The sequence below is a fragment of the Flavobacterium sp. B114r genome (assembly GCF_056824125.1).
This window is the reverse complement of sequence record NZ_CP124858.1, coordinates 2,100,665-2,115,448: the sequence shown is the minus strand read 5'-3', so window position 1 is coordinate 2,115,448 and position 14,784 is coordinate 2,100,665. Positions and strand designations below refer to the sequence as shown.

The window sequence follows — 14,784 nt, the reverse complement described above, 5'->3', positions numbered from 1 at the left end:
TTTCGGGCTATCTGTATTTATTATTATCCTAAAATTAATCTACGTTGTCGTGCAAAAATGAATTATTTGAACGCAATTGCAAATCGTTGTTACTATCTGTTCCAACTGATATTCTAGAATTGTTATTATTTGATTGAGAATTAGACAAATCGATACCTAATCTTTTGTAAGCCGGCTCTTTTTCTAACTCGTCAATTCTTGAAACATTATTATGGAATTTATAATTAAATTCTTTTAGTTTCTTTCTTCTTTCTTCAGCTCTTAATCTTAATGTTTCTTCGATTGTTAATTCCATCGGAGAAACTTCTGAAACTGTTGTAAAGTTTCCTTCACTGGCAAAATCAACTTTTTGTTTCATGGTGATATTTAATTCCGCAGGAATTACTTCTTCTACCACTTTATCAGCAGGTTTTGATGCCACTAAGTCATTCTCTACCTCCATATATTCTTCTAACGAATATTTGATGATCCCTTTATCTGAAAGTTCAGTTACCGGTACAAATTGTACTGGATCATTTACTTTGATATTACGGGTTTCATTCGATAATTCGAATAAAATTTTATTCTCTTGCTGAGCAACCGGTTCTTTTTTAACTTCAGGCTCTGATCTGAAAAGAGGTAAGTCAAAAGAAAAAGTGGTTTGTTCTTCTCTTTCAAAAGTTCTTTGCTGAACTTGTTGAACAGGTTTTACTTCCTGAACAATTTGCGCTTCCGGAGATGAAATCGTAAAATCAATATCTGTAATAGGCGAAACAATTTCGAATGTTACATCCAGGTTTTTAATAAACTCAGACATTACTACTAATTCATCCTGATTCATTGACGGAGCAACGGGAGTAACTTCAACCGGTGTAACTGCAATTGGAGCAACTACAACTGGAGCAACTTGTGTAGGTGTAAATGGAGTTACGATATCTTCATCATCATCCATTAAATCAAAAACAATTTTCTCTTCTGATTTTGCAGTAGGTGTTTCAGCATTTACATCAAAAGAAGTAACCGATTTATTCGTTAAATTATGAACGCTTCTTTGTTCATCTTCTAACGTATGAATGATTTTTTTAGGTTCTGTATTTACAATTTCATTTTGTTGTTCAACATCAAAACCTGTTGCAATAATAGTCACGGCAATAGCATCACCAAGAGTTTCGTCTTCACCAACTCCCATGATAATATTAGCATTATGACCTGCTTCTACCTGAATGTGATCATTGATTTCTCCAATCTCATCCAATGTAATTTCGTTTGATCCAGAAACGATAAGCAACAATACGTTTTTGGCTCCTGTAATCTTGTTGTCGTTTAACAACGGAGAATCCAATGCTGAAACGATAGCATCTTTCGCTCTGTTCTCACCCGCAGCAACAGAAGATCCCATGATAGCTGTTCCGCTGTTTGATAAAACAGTTTTAGCATCACGTAAATCGATATTTTGAGTATAGTGGTGCGTAATTACTTCAGCAATACCTCTTGAGGCTGTTGCCAAAACTTCATCCGCTTTAGAGAATCCTGCTTTAAAACCAAGATTTCCGTATACTTCTCTTAACTTATTATTATTAATTACAATTAACGAATCGACTTGCTTACGCAATTTTTCGATTCCTAAAAGCGCTTGTTCCTGACGCACTTTTCCTTCAAACTGAAAAGGAATAGTTACGATACCTACAGTAAGGATTTCTCTTTCTTTTGCCAATTGTGCAATTACCGGAGCTGCACCAGTACCTGTTCCACCACCCATACCAGCGGTAATAAACACCATCTTAGTACCACGGTCTAACATTTTTTCGATATCGGCGATACTCTCAATAGCAGATTGCTGTCCTACATCAGGATTTGCTCCTGCTCCAAGACCTTCTGTAAGGTTCATACCTAACTGAATTTTATTAGGTACAGAACTATTCTGCAGTGCCTGTGAATCAGTATTACAAACGATGAAATCAACGCCTTTAATACCTTGTTTAAACATATGGTTGATAGCATTACTACCACCTCCACCTACACCTATTACTTTGATAACATTTGATTGGTTTTTTGGTAAATCAAATGAAATACTTCCAAATTCTGAGTTGCTCATCATCTTTTTGGTTTTTGAAATTCTTATTTAATACATTTTTTACTTCTTGACTTGGGGCCAATAGTAATTCCTTTTCTCTTATTATTATTCTGCGTTGTCTAAAAAATCTTTGATTTTGTCGACATATCTATCAAAAAATGATCTTCTAATTTTAGTTTCCGTAGATTCTTCCTTAGATACATTATTCCTAACAACTTCTCTTGTTTCTTCAATAGTTTCTACTCTTTCAACGTAGTTTTCTTCAACTTCGTATCGTTGCTGTACAGGTTGTTGTACCGGAGGCGGAACATTTCTGTATACTACCTTTGTCTGTTCGTTTACAATCTCCATTCTCACAGCACTTTGTGTACTGTTTTCGATACTGTTCATTACCAAACCAACTGCTGTTGCAAACAACGGACTAGAAATTTCTTCGCTTGAATTGCCTGCTAAATGCTCGTTTGGATATCCAATTCTGGTATCCATACCAGTAATGTATTCTACTAATTGCTTAATATGTTTAAGCTGAGCACCACCACCTGTAAGAACAATTCCTGCAATTAATTTTTTACGGGGATCTTCATGTCCATAAGCTTTAATTTCTGCAAAAACCTGCTCTACAATTTCTACCACTCGGGCATGAATAATTTTAGATAAGTTTTTAAGCGAAATCTCTTTTGGCTCTCTTCCTCTTAATCCGGGAATAGAAACAATCTCGTTGTCTTTATTTTCTCCCGGCCAAGCCGATCCGAATTTTATTTTTAAAAGCTCTGCTTGTTTTTCGATAATTGAACAACCTTCTTTAATATCGTCTGTAATTACGTTTCCTCCAAAAGGTATCACTGCAGTATGACGAATAATACCATCTTTAAAAATGGCTAAATCTGTTGTTCCTCCACCAATATCAATCAAAGCTACTCCTGCTTCTTTTTCTTCCTGACTCAAAACGGCATCTGCAGAAGCTAATGGTTCTAATGTCAATCCTGACAATTCGATTCCTGAACTCTGAATACATCTTCCCACATTTCTGATCGATGATGCCTGCCCAACTACTACATGAAAACTAGATTCTAATCTTCCACCGTACATTCCGATTGGTTCTTTTATCTCAGACTGCCCGTCGATTTTAAATTCTTGTGGCAGAACGTGAATAATTTCTTCTCCCGGTAACATCGCCAGTTTATTTACCTGGTCGATCAAAAGCTGAATATCTTTTTCTCCAATTACTTCTTCCGGATTATTACGGCTGATGTAATCTGTATGCTGTATACTTCTAATGTGTTGTCCTGCGATCCCTACAACGACATCTTTTATTTTATAACCTGAATTATTTTCGGCTTCAAGTATTGCTTGTTGAATCGATTGGATAGTTTGCGTGATGTTGTTTACAACTCCTCGCGCAACTCCTAAACTTTTGGATTTCCCAATACCCAAAATTTCCAACTTACCATACTCATTCTTCTTGCCGATCATGGCAACTATCTTTGTCGTTCCAATATCTAGACCTACTGCAATGTTATCTTTTTCCATTTTCTATTATTTTGTGCAAACTACTTGTTCCGTAAACCTAAGGTCAATTTTATTGTATTTATATAACGAACTATCTAAAACCGCTTTCTGAAAAAAGGCTTTATAGTTATTAAATTTCTCATCAACATTCATCGTTCTGCCAAAATCGATGAAGTAATTATAATTTCTATTAAACATTTTTAAGCTTCCATTAGGCATAATTTGAATTGCAATGATGTTTTTTCTCAAAAACGCATCGTCATAAATTGTGCGAAATAGCGCCGCTAAATCTTCGTTATTTTTTTCATTTATTGCCCCGGAAACAAGCGGAACTCTCGCAGTATAATTGTCTGACAAAGGCATTTTATTACCCTCATAGTCAATATAAAAAGAGGCATCACCATCATAAACTCTCGCTATTGGTGTCTTCTGTTTTACTACTGCTTTTAGAACACCATCGATACTTACAAAAACATTTGATTTTTCAATCATCTCTTGCGTATCAAGGGTTTTCTCAATCTTATTCAAATCTAGTTCATCTTTTCGGATACTGGAAGCGTCTTTTTTATTTTCTATCAACAATTTATTAACCGTTTCCGGTTTCACAAAAAGCGTATTTTCCCCTACAAAAACAACAACAGATTTTTTTAATTTTCGGTCACCATTTCGATGTTTAGCGAAAGAATATAAAAATAAAACGAGTCCTAAAATGAGAATTAATCTAATATTTGTCCAATTAAATATTTTCATTTAGCATTTTTTTGATTGACGGAACCATCTCTCCAATATCACCAGCTCCTATTGTTACAATTATTGGCGCATCACTGGCTTTGATCTCCGCTAATAAATCACTTTTTGCAACAATTTTCTTATTCGAATTTGTCATTTTTCCCAACAACCACTCTGATGTAATCCCATCCATCGGTAATTCGCGTGCCGGGTAAATATCCATTAAAAATACTTCATCAAACTGAGACAGGCTTTCTGCAAATCCATCAACAAAATCTCTTGTTCTGCTGAACAAATGAGGCTGAAAAATTGCCAGTACCTTAAGTCCGGGATACAACTCAGTAACTGCCTGATGTACCGCATTTATCTCTGTTGGATGATGTGCATAATCATCTATATAAACTAATTTATCAGACTTAATCTGATACGAAAAACGTCTTCTGATTCCGTTGAATGAAGCAATGGCTTTTGCAATCAAGTCGGTCGGGGTGCCAAAAGTCTTCGCCATCGCAATAGCCATCAATCCATTCATTAAATTGTGCTTTCCGGGCAAACCAAAATGCAGATCTTTCATGATCTCTGATGGTGTCTGAACATCAAAAACATAACTCCCATCTTCTATACGAACATTAAAAGCCTTATATACAGCATCTTCATTTATAGCACATTGTACTCCTTCAAGTGGTAACTCTTTTGTTATAAACAGCTTAGTTTTATCTTCTACTTTATTGGCAAATTCAACAAACGAAGCCTCAATTGCCTCACTTGTTCCGTAAATATCCAAATGATCTGCATCCATTGACGTAATACAGGCAATATTGGGATGTAAATGCAAAAACGAACGATCGAATTCGTCAGCTTCTACAACTGTCACAGTCTTTCCGCTTCCAATTAAGTTAGAATTGTAATTCTCAACAATTCCACCAACAAAAGCCGTAACATCAGCTCCACTTTCATATAAAATATGACCTAAAATACTTGAGGTTGTAGTTTTTCCGTGTGTACCGGCAACTGCAAAACTAAAAGTGTCTTTTGTTATAATTCCTAAAACTTCGGCACGCTTTTTAATCTCGTAATTTCTTTCGATAAAATAATTCCACTCTGAATGTGTTTTTGGTACAGCCGGAGTAAAAATTACCAGTGTATTTTCAACAAAATAATTAGCAGGAATCAGATTTATGTTATCTTCAAAATGAATATCAATACCACTTTCAATTAATTCACTCGTCAGCATTGATGGTGTTTTATCGTAACCCGAAACCTGTTTCCCGATATTTTTAAAATAACGGGCCAGTGCACTCATTCCGATGCCTCCAATGCCTATAAAATAAACGTTTTGTATTTGATCTAAATTCATTTCTATTTGTTTTTGAGCTATTTACAGATTACTTTCTTATATAAGAAACTAGTAATTAAGCCTTTGTATTTTTCTTACTTTAATAACTCAAAACGCTTAAAAATAGCGTTCTAAATTTTTTATTATGTTCTATAATTATCAGATAAAGTTATATTATAACAACTTTCTAATCTGATCTACAATTACTTTCACCGCATTTGGCATTGCCAGCTTTTTAATATTATCACTTAATTGTTTTTGCTTTCCCTGATCTTTCAGTAAAGCTTCAAAAACAATACTAAACTGCGTGTCTAATTCTGATTCTTTCAACAAAATAGCTCCTTTTGCATCCACTATCGCCTGAGCATTTTTAGTCTGATGATCTTCGGCTACATTTGGTGATGGAATAAAAATTACCGGTTTCCCAACAATACATAATTCTGAAACTGATGATGCTCCTGCACGAGAAATAATCACATCGGCTGCAGCATATACAAAATCCATTCTTTCGATAAAATCAACTACTCTTACGTTCTGCTGATTGTGTTTTTTATATTCTTCAAAATATAATTTACCGCATTGCCAGATTACCTGAATATCCTGCGAAAGCATATTTTGCAGTTCTTTCTCAATTAACTGATTAACTCTTCTTGCTCCTAAGCTCCCGCCTAAAACCAACAATGTTTTTTTATTAGGATCTAAACCGTAAAAAGCAATTGCTTCATCACGTTTACTCTCAATATCTATCAGATCCTGACGAACCGGATTTCCGGTTAAAATAATCTTTTCTTTAGGAAAAAATCTTTCCAGATTCTGGTAAGCCACACAAATTGCATTAGCTTTTTTACTCAATAGCTTATTCGTTATTCCCGGGAATGAATTTTGCTCCTGAATCACAGTTGGTATTCCCGCTCCTCCAGCTGCCTGTAACAACGGTCCGCTAGCAAAACCACCTGTACCTATAACTACATTTGGCTTAAATTGTCTGATAATTCTACGCGACTCCAGCAAACTTGTTGCCAATTTTAACGGAAACATCAAGTTTTGCAAGGTTAATTTTCTCTGTAAACCAGCAATCCAAAGACCTTTTATTTCATAACCCGCCTGAGGTACTTTTTGCATCTCCATTTTATCTTTGGCACCAACAAAAAGAAATTCAGCATCAGGAAATTGTGCTTTTAATTCATTAGCAATAGCGATTGCAGGATAGATATGCCCTCCTGTTCCACCACCACTTAATATGAATTTATAATTTGTCATATTTTTAAAAGTTATTCGCTTTAAAAATTATTCTTTTTAATCTTATTTATTTAATACTGCATTCATCGGATTTCTGGAATTATCCTCAATAGAATACATTCCTTCTTCTTCATACACCTCTTGCTTTTCATCACCAATCAAATCTTCTTCGGCTAGCTCTTTGTCAATTAATCTTTGAAGTGCTTCTTTTCTTCTTTCTTTTTCTTCTAGCTCTTCAGCGATTTCTTCGTCTTTTTTGGTCACACTAATAATGATTCCGAGAGAGAAACAGGTCATCCAGATCGAACTACCTCCACTACTGATCAACGGGAGTGTCTGCCCTGTTACCGGCAATAATTCTACTGCAACTGCCATATTGATCATCGCCTGAAATATCATAGGAAAACCGAGCCCGACGACGACTAACTTCCCAAATAGCGTATTGGCTTTATGCGATGCAATTACAAATCTGAACAATAACAATAAATACAAGACCAAAATTGCTACTCCGCCAACCAAACCATATTCTTCGACAATAATCGCATAAATAAAATCAGAAGACGATTGTGGCAAAAAGTTTTTCTGTACACTTTTTCCAGGTCCAACTCCACCAAACTGCCCTGACGCTATTGCGATTTTAGCTTTCTCTATTTGATAATCATCTTCATCCGGTTTATCAGTGGTAAAGTTCATAATACGACTTTCCCAAGTTGACACCCTGCTAAAGAATCTTGAATCAGGAAAGGCTTTGGCTATCAAAAGGAAAAACAAAAGCATTGCAATTCCTGAACCTATGATAAAACCAATATATTTTAATGGATACCTGCCTATAAATGTTAACATAATTACCATTGAGAATATCAACGCGGTGGTTGAGAAGTTCGCTGGTAAAATAAGCGCCAATGTTATAAAAACCGGTAACCAAAGTTGTATTAATGATGTTTGAAACGGCTCATTTTCATCTCTTGCTTTCGACAAATAACGTGCTACATAAATAAACAATATACTAGCTGCCAGAGTAGAAGTTTGAAATGTAATACCTATAAATGGTACTTGAATCCAACGACTTGCATTTGCACCGGCTATTACAGTTCCTTTTAAAAGCGTATAGGCCAATAAAACCCAAACTACCGGAAGCGCTACTTTCGAAATCGCCCTGAAATAATGATACGGAACTCTGTGCACCCAATAAATAATCAAAAAACCAATACAAATATGAGCCAGATGTTTTACCAAATAACCCAATGTATTTCCGGTTCCGTGACCTATATATGCCAAATTACTACTCGCACTAAAAACAGGCATAAACGAAAACAACGCCAATAAAGCCACGAATGACCATATTACCCTATCTCCTTTAAGTTTGTTTACGAGTTCTTTCATAATCTTTTTGTTTCAGGTTTTTCTTATTTCAGGTTTCAGTTTTTCCTCACGTGAAACCTGAACTTGAAACTTTTTTTCTACAAGTTATGTACAGCTTGCTTAAATTGCTTTCCTCTGTCTTCGTAGCTTTCGAATAAATCGAAACTTGCGCAGGCTGGAGATAATAAAACAGCATCTCCTTTTTCTGTTAAACGTTGTGCCGTTTTTACAGCATCGTTCATATTATTAACTTCTACCATGATATCAACAACATTACCAAAAGCATTAATAATTTTATGATTATCAACTCCCAGGCAAATAATTGCTTTTACTTTTTCACGAACTAATGACATCAATTCGTTATAATCATTTCCTTTATCAACTCCTCCAACAATCCAAACCGTAGGAACATTCATGCTGTCTAAAGCAAAGAAAGTTGCGTTTACATTTGTTGCTTTTGAATCATTGATATATTGAACATTCTGAATTTTTAATACTTTTTCTAAGCGGTGTTCAACACCTTGAAAATTAGATAAACTTTCACGAATTGTTGCATTTCTAATTTGCATCAACTTTGCTACAGAGCTTGCTGCCATTGCGTTTTTCATGTTATGTTTTCCTTCTAACGCAATGTATTCTGTTTCCATTGTAAACTCTTCTTGGTTGATCTTTATTTCCATTTTGTTGTTATTTATAGAAGCCCCTTCATCAAATTGTTTCGTTAACGAAAAAGGAATTAATTTTGCTTTTGTTGTGTTGTTCTTTAACCATTCTGCAATTGCCTCATCATCTGCATCGTAAATAAGATAATCGCTTTCGGTCTGATTCATTGTTATTCGAAACTTTGAATCGATGTATTTTTGATATTTATATTCGTATCGATCTAAATGATCCGGACTAATATTTGTAATAATGGCAATATCCGGCCTGTAATCTATAATTCCGTCGAGCTGAAAACTGCTTAATTCAAGGACATATGCATCGAATTTATTTTCGGCTACCTGCCAGGCAAAACTCTTTCCAATATTTCCTCCCAAGCCCACATTCAAACCAGCAGATTTTAACAAATGATGTGTCAACATCGTTGTGGTCGTTTTACCGTTGCTTCCGGTAATCCCAATTGTCAGAGCTTCAGTAAAAGGTTTAGCAAATTCGATTTCTGAAATCACTTTGATTCCGGCAGCGATAAGCTTTTGTACTATGGGAGATTTCTCAGGAATTCCGGGACTTTTCATCACCACGTCGGCGTTTAAAATCAGGTCTTCAGTATGTTTTTCTTCTTCCCAAGCAATTTTATTAATGATAAGAACTTCTTTATAACTCTCCTTTATTTTTCCAAAGTCAGATACAAAAACTTCGTATCCTTGTTTCTTTCCGAGAATAGCCGTTCCAACGCCACTTTCTCCTCCGCCAAGTACTACCAATCTCTTCATCTATCTAAGTTTTAAAGTAACAATTGATAATATGGCTAACATGATTGCAACGATCCAAAAACGGGTTACAATTTTACTCTCATGATATCCTTTCTTTTGGTAATGATGATGCAATGGCGACATTAGAAAAATTCTTCGCCCTTCTCCAAAACGCTTTTTGGTATATTTAAAGTAACTTACTTGTAAAACCACTGAAAAATTCTCTACCAAAAAGATTCCACACAATAAGGGAATCAATAATTCTTTACGAACGGCAATAGCTAAAACCGCAATGATTCCTCCAATAGTCAAACTTCCTGTATCTCCCATAAAAACAGATGCCGGATAAGAATTGTACCACAGAAACCCAATTAGAGCTCCCACAAATGCAGATATAAAAACAGTCATTTCCCCAGAATTAGGGATGTACATAATATTTAGATAATTAGAAAAAATAATATTCCCTGAAACAAACGTAAATATCCCGAGTGCCAGTACCGAAACTGCCGAAGTTCCTGCGGCAAGCCCGTCAATTCCATCCGTTAAATTAGCTCCGTTAGAAACTGCAGTAATAATAAATATCACAACCGGAATAAAAATCAACCAAGCCCATTTTTCATATCCTTCACCAGTCCACGCTAATAATTCAGCATAATCAAATTCATTGTTTTTTACGAAAGGAATCGTTGTTGCAGTTGATTTTTCTTCTATTGGTGCAGGCAAAACAACAGCTGTATTTGTCGCAGTTCTAAAAACATCTGTTCTACCGGTATCTGTTCTTACTGTTACTGCAGGATTAAAATAAAGAACCGCTCCAACTATAATTCCCAAACCAACTTGTCCTATAACTTTAAAAATTCCTTTAAGCCCTTGTTTATCTTTTTTGAATATCTTGATATAATCGTCTACAAAACCAATTGTCCCCATCCAAAGAGTAGTTACAATAAGCAATACTATATAAATATTGTGCAAACGAGCAAACAACAAAACCGGTACCAGTGTAGCAAAAATGATAATTAATCCTCCCATTGTTGGAGTTCCCGCTTTTTCATTTTGACCAGCCAGACCTAACTCACGAACAGTTTCGCCAACTTGTTGTTTACGCAAAAAGTTTATAATTCTTTTTCCGTAAATCGTTGACAAAAGCAAAGAAAGCATCAATGCCAAAGCCGATCTAAAGGTGATGTACTGAAAAACACCTGTCCCTGGGACATCCATTGTTTTGTCTAAATACTCAAATAAATAGTATAGCATATATTTTATATTTTAAATTCCAATCTTGAAATTCCAAATTCCAATTTTGTCGTGTGGTATTTTAGAATTAAAATTGATTAATTATTTATTTAGTTGATCTAAAATTTCTTTTACTGTTTCCATATCATCAAAATGATGGCGAACACCATTTATTTCCTGATACGTTTCATGACCTTTACCAGCAATTAAAACAATATCATTTGGCTGAGCCAATTGACAAGCTGTTTTAATCGCTTGTTTTCTATCGGTAATTCTCAATAGTTTTTTATAATTATGCGCTTCGACCCCTTTTTCCATTTCATCCAAAATCACTTCAGGATCTTCATTTCTCGGATTATCCGAAGTTAAAATTGCTTTATCACTAAGATCTGTAGCAATTTTAGCCATAATTGGCCTTTTCGTTTTATCTCTGTTTCCGCCACAACCTACAACTGTAATTAGTTGCTCATTTTTAGTACGGATATCGCCTATTGTTTTCAAAACATTATCAAGAGCATCCGGAGTATGTGCATAATCTACAATCGCTGTAATATTACCAGCCGAAACAATGTATTGAAAACGACCTGAAACACTCTCTAAATCAGACAGTAATCGCAATGCTTCAAGACTATCCATTCCTAACTCTACAGCAGTACCGTAAATCGCTAAAACGTTATAAGCATTAAAAGTCCCTATCAATTTTACCCAAACTTCATTATCATTCACTTTTAATAGTAATCCTGATAATTGACTTTCTAATATTATTGCTTTAAAATCAGCATAAGACTTTAATGCATAAGTGAATTTTCTCGCAACTGTATTCTGCAACATCACAGGCCCGTTTTTATCATCGATATTTGATAAAGCAAAAGCTGTTTTTGGCAATGAATCAAAAAATGACTTTTTTACATCTCTGTATTCTGCAAAAGTTGGGTGATAATCTAAATGATCGTGCGATAGATTCGTAAAAACCCCGCCCACAAAATGCAACGCTTCTGTACGTTTTTGGTGAATTCCATGAGAACTCACTTCCATAAAACAATGTGTAACACCTGCTTCGATCATTTCATTTAAATAATGATTGATTGTAATCGAATCCGGAGTTGTATGTGTTGCTTTATATTCTGTTTCATCCACCATTATTTTCACGGTTGACAACAAACCAACTTTAAAACCTGCTTTTTGAAACAACTGAAACAATAATGAAGCAATTGTTGTTTTTCCGTTTGTACCTGTAACACCAACTAATTTTAATTTTTCAGAAGGATTTCCAAAATAATTAGCTGCCATAAAAGCCAAAGCAGTATTCGTATCTTTTACTTTAATATAAGTGACTCCTTTTTCAATATTTTCCGGCAATGCATCACAAATAATCGCAACAGCTCCTAATTGAATTGCTTTTTCTATATAATCGTGACCATCAGAAAGCGATCCGCGAATTGCTACAAAAACATCATTCGCTTCAATCTTTCTTGAATCAAACTCAATTTTATGTACATCAATTTCCGTCGAACCCGTTACAGACTCAATAGCTACTTTATATAATATGTCTTTCAGTATTTTCACGATAATTCTAATACTATTGTTGTGTTTTTACTAATATTTTCTCCAGCCTGTAATGACTGTTTTTTTACTTTTCCTACTCCATTAACTCTTACTTTCAAACCTAAGTTTTCCAGTAAAGCGATTGCATCCATTCCCGGCATTCCTTTTAAATCCGGAATCTGATTTGATTTTTTTCTGGATTCTATATCATACTTATCGTAACTGATTTCTTGCTTTGAAATTTTAGAATCCAGTTGCTTAATTTTATTTGTCGAAGGCGCATCTGTAAATATTTTTTGGGCAATTCTTTTAAAAACCGGCCCTGCAACATCTGCTCCGTAATAATTATTTTTTGATGTATTTGGCTTATGAACAACTACAATACAAGAATATTTAGGATGATCTGCCGGGAAATACCCAACAAAAGAAGATGCATAATACAATGCTGACTTTCCTTCTTTACCACCATAGTTTACCTGCGCTGTTCCTGTTTTTCCTGCCATCGAAAAATCTTTCGAATACAACTTAGAACCAGTTCCTTTTTTTACCACATTAAGCAATACTGCTCTAATTTTTTTGATAGTTTCAGGAGAACACACCTTTGGATTAATCACTTCAACATCAAACTTTTTGATGGTTTTGTTCCACTCTTTAATTTCTGAAACAAATTGAGGCTTTACCATTACTCCATTATTGGCAATTGAGTTATACAATGCCAGCGTTTGCATTGGCGTAACCGAAACTCCGTAACCAAAAGCCATCCATGGCAATGAAACTCCTGACCAATGCTTGTCTCCCGGTTGTGGTATGTAAGGTCTTCCTTCTCCTTGAAAATGCAATCCCAGTGTTTTATTTAAGCCGTAACTATTAATATGATTGACGAATTTTGATGGATTGCTTTTATAATTATCATAAACCGCCTGAACCATTACTGTATTAGACGAAAGTTCAAAACCACGTGCTAACGAAATTTTACCGTAACCTCCTCTATGCGAATCACGAACAGCACGACCATAATATCTCACTTCTCCTCCATGACTGTCAAAAACAGTACTTGTATCTGCAACTTTATCTTCTAAAATCGCCATTAAATCAACTAATTTAAAAGTAGATCCTGGCTCATGAGACTCTGCTACAGCATAATTTGTAGTTTCATAGTACGATCCGTCTTCTGCTCTTCCTAAATTTGAAATCGCTTTTACATGACCTGTTTCTGTCTCCATAACTACCACACAACCGTGATCTGCTTCGTATTCTTCTAACTGTTTCAATAAGGCATGGTGCGCAATATCCTGAATAAAAACATCGATTGTCGAGATAACATCAAAACCATCTTGTGGGTCAACTTCATTGACATCACGAATAGGTTTCCATTGTCCTTTTGCAATTTTTTGCTTTAAAATCTTACCGTCTTTTCCATTCAGATAATTTTTAAAAGCCCATTCAATTCCTTTACCAACCTCTACTCCTGTTGCAGGATCGATACGATCATAACCAATTGTTCTTTCGGCAATTTTTCCTATCGGATGTTTTCTAACAGTTTCCTGTTCAATTATAATCCCACCTTTAAAAGCTCCTAAATTAAATAATGGAAAACCTTTTATTTTTACATATTCAGTATAACTCAAATTACGCGCGATCAGATAATATCTATTTTTATTAGCTCTCGCTTTTCTTAGATCTTTTTCGAAATAACTTCCTGTTTTATCTAAAACTGTTGCCAGTGAATCTGATAATGCTTTTACATATTTTTCAAAAGTTTCTGTTTTTGGCGCTTTCGCATCAAAACGAATCTCGTAATTAGGAATTGATGTTGCCAATAAACTTCCGTCAGCAGAATAGATGTTTCCTTTGTTTGCCGGAATTACAAAATTTCTAACCGTACGCTGTTTTGCCAGTTTTCTATAATAATCTCCTTCAACCCATTGAATATTGGCTAACTTAACAACAATAGCAATTGCCATCACAAAGATGAAAACTGCTACGAGGTAAATTCTGTAGGATATATTTTTATCGTCTACTGCCATATTCTTTTAAAGAAACCTTTTTCTTCTTCTTTTTTTACTTCTATTTTAACCGGAGGAACCGTTGACGGAAAAATCTGTTTTTCAAGCATTTTATCCGATATTGTTGATTCCATCTTCAACTTCATTAATTCTGAACGACGATCTACAAATTCAGATCGCAATTCTTTTACTTCATTATTCAGCTTTGCAATTTCAAAAACCTTTTGTTCGTATCGTTGTGTATTGGCAATCATCAGAATAGCAAGTAAAATGATAAAAACAATAAAACGCCAGTTCTTTACCGCGTCATCGTTTAATAAAAATCTTGCTTTTAATATGCCAAATACTCCACCTTTCATT

The 14,784-nt window shown here is 34.9% G+C and carries 11 protein-coding genes; all 11 read right to left on the bottom strand.

Annotated elements, in window-relative coordinates; translation table 11 throughout:
• Positions 1-34: 34 nt before the first annotated feature.
• The 11 genes from ftsZ to QLQ94_RS09210 all read right to left on the bottom strand — a co-directional run bounded on the left by ftsZ (position 35) and on the right by QLQ94_RS09210 (position 14,783).
• Positions 35-2,077 carry a cell division protein FtsZ gene (gene ftsZ, locus QLQ94_RS09260; RefSeq protein WP_271336511.1) on the bottom strand — a complete coding sequence of 681 codons (2,043 nt, stop codon included), beginning with the start codon at positions 2,075-2,077 and terminating at the stop codon, positions 35-37.
• 81 nt (positions 2,078-2,158) lie between these two features.
• On the bottom strand, positions 2,159-3,583 hold the full coding sequence (gene ftsA, locus QLQ94_RS09255) for a cell division protein FtsA (RefSeq protein WP_271336512.1): 1,425 nt from the start codon (positions 3,581-3,583) through the stop codon (positions 2,159-2,161).
• A gap of 6 nt (positions 3,584-3,589) precedes the next feature.
• A complete protein-coding gene (locus QLQ94_RS09250) occupies positions 3,590-4,312 on the bottom strand; it encodes a cell division protein FtsQ/DivIB (protein WP_271336513.1) in 723 nt (240 codons plus the stop codon).
• Complete coding sequence (gene murC / locus QLQ94_RS09245) at positions 4,299-5,648, bottom strand: UDP-N-acetylmuramate--L-alanine ligase (RefSeq protein WP_271336514.1); 1,350 nt, start codon at positions 5,646-5,648, stop codon at positions 4,299-4,301. The genes QLQ94_RS09250 and murC overlap by 14 nt, the downstream gene beginning before the upstream one ends.
• A gap of 153 nt (positions 5,649-5,801) precedes the next feature.
• On the bottom strand, positions 5,802-6,887 hold the full coding sequence (gene murG, locus QLQ94_RS09240; protein ID WP_271336515.1) for an undecaprenyldiphospho-muramoylpentapeptide beta-N-acetylglucosaminyltransferase: 1,086 nt from the start codon (positions 6,885-6,887) through the stop codon (positions 5,802-5,804).
• A gap of 42 nt (positions 6,888-6,929) precedes the next feature.
• Positions 6,930-8,249, bottom strand: coding sequence for an FtsW/RodA/SpoVE family cell cycle protein (locus QLQ94_RS09235; protein WP_271336516.1), 1,320 nt, complete (start codon positions 8,247-8,249; stop codon positions 6,930-6,932).
• 77 nt (positions 8,250-8,326) lie between these two features.
• Positions 8,327-9,661 (bottom strand): UDP-N-acetylmuramoyl-L-alanine--D-glutamate ligase, encoded by a 1,335-nt coding sequence (murD, locus tag QLQ94_RS09230; RefSeq protein ID WP_271336518.1) that lies wholly within the window; start codon positions 9,659-9,661, stop codon positions 8,327-8,329.
• Positions 9,662-10,894, bottom strand: a complete 1,233-nt coding sequence (gene mraY, locus QLQ94_RS09225) for a phospho-N-acetylmuramoyl-pentapeptide-transferase (RefSeq protein ID WP_271336519.1) — start codon at positions 10,892-10,894, stop codon at positions 9,662-9,664.
• An 81-nt stretch (positions 10,895-10,975) separates the two neighbouring features.
• Positions 10,976-12,439 (bottom strand): UDP-N-acetylmuramoyl-L-alanyl-D-glutamate--2,6-diaminopimelate ligase, encoded by a 1,464-nt coding sequence (locus QLQ94_RS09220; RefSeq protein ID WP_427402590.1) that lies wholly within the window; start codon positions 12,437-12,439, stop codon positions 10,976-10,978.
• Positions 12,436-14,445 (bottom strand): penicillin-binding protein, encoded by a 2,010-nt coding sequence (locus QLQ94_RS09215; protein ID WP_482499562.1) that lies wholly within the window; start codon positions 14,443-14,445, stop codon positions 12,436-12,438. The genes QLQ94_RS09220 and QLQ94_RS09215 overlap by 4 nt, the downstream gene beginning before the upstream one ends.
• Positions 14,436-14,783, bottom strand: coding sequence for an FtsL-like putative cell division protein (locus tag QLQ94_RS09210; protein ID WP_271336522.1), 348 nt, complete (start codon positions 14,781-14,783; stop codon positions 14,436-14,438). The genes QLQ94_RS09215 and QLQ94_RS09210 overlap by 10 nt, the downstream gene beginning before the upstream one ends.
• Position 14,784: the final 1 nt, after the last annotated feature.

What these genes read in the sequence shown, in the direction of transcription:
- murG (WP_271336515.1), bottom strand. Translation starts at nt 6,887, where the DNA reads ATGACAAATTATAAATTCATATTAAGTGGTGGTGGAACAGGAGGGCAT.
- murC (WP_271336514.1), bottom strand. Translation starts at nt 5,648, where the DNA reads ATGAATTTAGATCAAATACAAAACGTTTATTTTATAGGCATTGGAGGC.
- QLQ94_RS09215 (WP_482499562.1), bottom strand. Translation starts at nt 14,445, where the DNA reads ATGGCAGTAGACGATAAAAATATATCCTACAGAATTTACCTCGTAGCA.
- ftsA (WP_271336512.1), bottom strand. Translation starts at nt 3,583, where the DNA reads ATGGAAAAAGATAACATTGCAGTAGGTCTAGATATTGGAACGACAAAG.
- QLQ94_RS09210 (WP_271336522.1), bottom strand. Translation starts at nt 14,783, where the DNA reads ATGAAAGGTGGAGTATTTGGCATATTAAAAGCAAGATTTTTATTAAAC.
- ftsZ (WP_271336511.1), bottom strand. Translation starts at nt 2,077, where the DNA reads ATGATGAGCAACTCAGAATTTGGAAGTATTTCATTTGATTTACCAAAA.
- QLQ94_RS09235 (WP_271336516.1), bottom strand. Translation starts at nt 8,249, where the DNA reads ATGAAAGAACTCGTAAACAAACTTAAAGGAGATAGGGTAATATGGTCA.
- mraY (WP_271336519.1), bottom strand. Translation starts at nt 10,894, where the DNA reads ATGCTATACTATTTATTTGAGTATTTAGACAAAACAATGGATGTCCCA.
- murD (WP_271336518.1), bottom strand. Translation starts at nt 9,661, where the DNA reads ATGAAGAGATTGGTAGTACTTGGCGGAGGAGAAAGTGGCGTTGGAACG.
- QLQ94_RS09250 (WP_271336513.1), bottom strand. Translation starts at nt 4,312, where the DNA reads ATGAAAATATTTAATTGGACAAATATTAGATTAATTCTCATTTTAGGA.